The sequence below is a fragment of the Actinomadura sp. CNU-125 genome, from assembly GCF_001942465.1.
GTDB lineage: Bacteria > Actinomycetota > Actinomycetes > Streptosporangiales > Streptosporangiaceae > Spirillospora.
The window spans coordinates 1-3,145 of the sequence record NZ_MKJY01000416.1 but is presented as its reverse complement, the minus strand read 5'-3'; the positions used below and the strand labels follow the sequence as shown (position 1 = coordinate 3,145).

Here is a 3,145-nt window from a genome sequence, read left to right as displayed (position 1 = left end):
TCTCAGATCCGAGCATGGTCCGGCCCCCGCGTGTCCCCTTCGGCAATACGGCGGGCCGCACCGAAGAAATGGACGCCGGCCTCGGTCACCCTGGAAATCGACAATGTCCGCATGCCGTTCAGCGTGGGGTGCGGACGGTTTCCGGGCGGTGAGCGCCGTCGCGCCGGGCGGACGGCGGCCCGTCCGGCGGCAGGCGGGCGGGCCTCCGCACCCGGGGCGGAGGCCCGATCGGGCTCAGCCCGCCTTGCGGGCGACTCCGCAGAGTCCCAGGCCCGCGATCTCGTCTCCGGGCTCCTGCTCGGCGGGGTCCAGCTCGGGGCGCCAGTCGAACGGCTCGACCAGGCCCGGTTCGAGGAACTCGAAGCCGCCGAACAGGGCGGTGATCTCGTCCCGGTCGCGCAGGGTGCCGAGCCCCATCGCCCCCTGGTACGCCTCGGCGACCTCCCGCAGCGCGGGCAGCACGTGGCTGATCGTCAGGAAGCTGCCGGGGGCGAGCCGGTCGCGGAGCGCGGCCAGCAGTTCGGCGGGCCGCGGGTCGGGCAGGAAGTGGAACAGGGCGAGCGCGCTGACCGCGACCGGACGGTCGAAGTCGAGCGTCCGGGACGCTGCAGCAGGATGCGGTCGATGTCGACGACGTCCGAGTCGATGTAGGCGGTGGAGCCCTCCGGACGGCTCGTCAGCAGCGCCCGCGCGTGGGCGAGGACGATCGGGTCGTTGTCGACGTAGACGACGCGGGATTGCGGGGCGACGCCCTGCGCGACCTCGTGCAGGTTCGGCGAGGTCGGCAGCCCGGTGCCGAGGTCCAGGAACTGGCGGACCCCGTGGTCGCGCGCCAGCAGCCCGACGGAACGGGCCAGGAACCTGCGGTTGGCCCGCGCCAGCGGGCGCAGCGGCGCGCAGATGCTCAGGATTTTCTGGCCGAACTCGCGATCGGCGCCGTAATGGTCCTTCCCGCCCAGATAGAAGTCGTAGACCCGCGCCGGATGCGGCTGGTCGGTGCGCAGGTCGACGGACGGTGGCGTGTCGCTCACGAAGGGCACGTCCTCGGGGGAGTCAAGTGATGATCGTTGCAATTGAAGCGTATCTCCAATGGCCTTCTCCCTAACCGGCCCCGGCGCCGTTCGGCGCGGTCCTTTGAATTCTCTTCCGGCCCGGCGAACGGGCGCGTTCAGGGGCGCAGGACGAGACGGATCGGGGCGCCCTCCTTGCGCACCAGGCGCTCGACGGCCTGCGGCGCGTCGGCCAGCGGCAGGACGTCGCTGATCGACTCGGCGAGGTCGAGGCGGCCCTGCTCGACCAGCCGGACGAGCTGCTCGACGTGTTCGGGTTCGGAGCCGTAGTGGCCGAGCACCTGCTGCCGCAGGTAGCTGAACAGGGTGTCGTGGGCGATCGTGACCGGGCTGCCGCCGAGGCCGACCAGGACGAGCCGGCCCCGCTTGCCGAGGGTGCCGAGGGCCTGGTCGCGGACGGCGGGGACGCCGGCGAAGTCGAACGCGACGGCGAGGCCGCGGCCGCCGGTGGCGTCCCGGACGATGTCGCGGAGGTCGGCGCGCCCGGGTCGAGCGCGAGGTCGGCGCCGAACCGCAGCGCCCGTTCCCGGGCGGGCGCCACGGGGTCGATCGCGATGACGGGGGCGGCGCCGAGGCGGTGCAGCAGCTTGACGGCGTGCGCGCCGAGCCCGCCGAGGCCCCAGACGCCGACGGCCTCCCCCGCCTGCGTCCGCGCGGTGGCGCCGACGGCGGCCCACGGGGTCGAGACGGCGTCGGGGATGATGCACGCCTGCTCGAACGGGAGCGAGTCGGGGATCGGCACGACCGTCCGCTCGGTGGCGACGGCGAACTGCGCCCAGCCGCCGTCGTAGTCGACGCCCCGGGTGAAGATCGTCCCGTCGAGGTCCTCCTCGCCGGCCTGCAGCAGCACGCGCCGTCCGGGCCGGAACCGGCTCGCGCCCGCGCCGACCGACTCGACGACCCCCGCCACCTCGTGCCCGAGGGTGACCTCGTCGCCCCGCAGGTAGAGGGGGGCGAGGGTGCCGTCGATCAGGTGGACGTCGGACAGGCACACGCCCGCGGCCTTCACCGCGATCCGCACCTCCCCGTACCCGGGCTCGGGCACCGGGACCTCCCGGACGGCGAACTCGCGCGTCCGCACGTCCAGCCGTCCGGCCAGCATCTCCGCCATCGCCCCCGACCTCCGTGAATAGGCGAGCGAACAGCCTCGGCGTACCCGGTGGCCGCCCATCGAAGCGGCGGAATCGAAGCGGCACGACCGAAGCGGCGCGGGTCAGGGGAGGGGCATCAGCATGCGCTCGACGAGCCGGTGCAGGTGGGCGCGGAAGCGTTCGACGGACTCGGGGTCGCGGGGGCGCAGGCCCTGGCCGCGCAGCCGCTCCGGGCCGATGCTCCCGTCGCTGTAGACGAGGCCGCCTTCGAGGAAGCCGAAGACGCACCACACGACCGTCCAGATCACGTGGTCGGGGTCGAGGTCGGGCGGGACCACGGGACGCACGGCGGCGGCGAACTCCAGCGCGGCGGGCGTCGTGTAGTACTGCTCCAGGCCGGGCACGTCGGCGGCGTCGCCCATCCAGCGGTGCATCCACAGCGCCAGGATGTCGGTGCGTTCGGTGTAGAAGTCCAGGTAGGCGTCCGTGACCCGCAGGTAGCCCGGCAGGTCGACGGTGAGCGCGGCCAGGGCCGGTGCCAGCGCCCGTTCCTCGGCCTCGGCGGCGTACCGCATCACTTTGCGGTACAGCTCGCCCTTGCCGTCGCCGACGAACTCGCGGAGCGTCGCCGCGTCGACCCCGGCGGCGTCGGCGACGAGCTGCAGGGACGTGCCGTCGTAGCCCAGCTCGGCGAACAGGCGTACGGCCGTTTCGAGCAGCCGGTCCAGCTCCGGTCCCTCCATGTCGATCACTTTACGTGATCGATCGGACACGATCCTCGCGGGGCGTCCGGGCGGGGTGTCCGGTCAGTGCGCGGGAAGCTGCCCGGCCGGGGCCGGGGAGCAGCGGTCCAGGGCGCGGGCGAGGCCGGGGACGGCCGCGATGGCCTCGGCGGCGTCCGGGTCGGTGCGGTGCAGGAAGGCCAGGTGGCGGGCGGCGTGCGCGGCGATCTGCGCGGGCCGGGGCGCGGCCGGGGACGGGCTG

Annotated in this window: 2 protein-coding genes and 2 pseudogenes; all 4 read right to left on the bottom strand. The window is 73.9% G+C overall.

The annotated features are described in order from the left end of the window. Positions 1 to 234: 234 nt before the first annotated feature. The 4 genes and pseudogenes from BJF79_RS35515 to BJF79_RS35505 all read right to left on the bottom strand — a co-directional run bounded on the left by BJF79_RS35515 (position 235) and on the right by BJF79_RS35505 (position 2,904). Positions 235 to 1,031, bottom strand: a pseudogene (locus tag BJF79_RS35515) (SAM-dependent methyltransferase). A 137-nt stretch (positions 1,032 to 1,168) separates the two neighbouring features. Then, positions 1,169 to 1,747 carry a zinc-binding dehydrogenase gene (locus BJF79_RS63245; RefSeq protein WP_262403051.1) on the bottom strand — a complete coding sequence of 193 codons (579 nt, stop codon included), beginning with the start codon at positions 1,745 to 1,747 and terminating at the stop codon, positions 1,169 to 1,171. Positions 1,748 to 1,857: 110 nt separating this feature from the next. Further along, positions 1,858 to 2,172, bottom strand: a pseudogene (locus BJF79_RS63240) (alcohol dehydrogenase catalytic domain-containing protein); the annotation flags it as partial. A 111-nt stretch (positions 2,173 to 2,283) separates the two neighbouring features. Further along, complete coding sequence (locus BJF79_RS35505) at positions 2,284 to 2,904, bottom strand: TetR/AcrR family transcriptional regulator (RefSeq protein WP_075904004.1); 621 nt, start codon at positions 2,902 to 2,904, stop codon at positions 2,284 to 2,286. Positions 2,905 to 3,145: the final 241 nt, after the last annotated feature.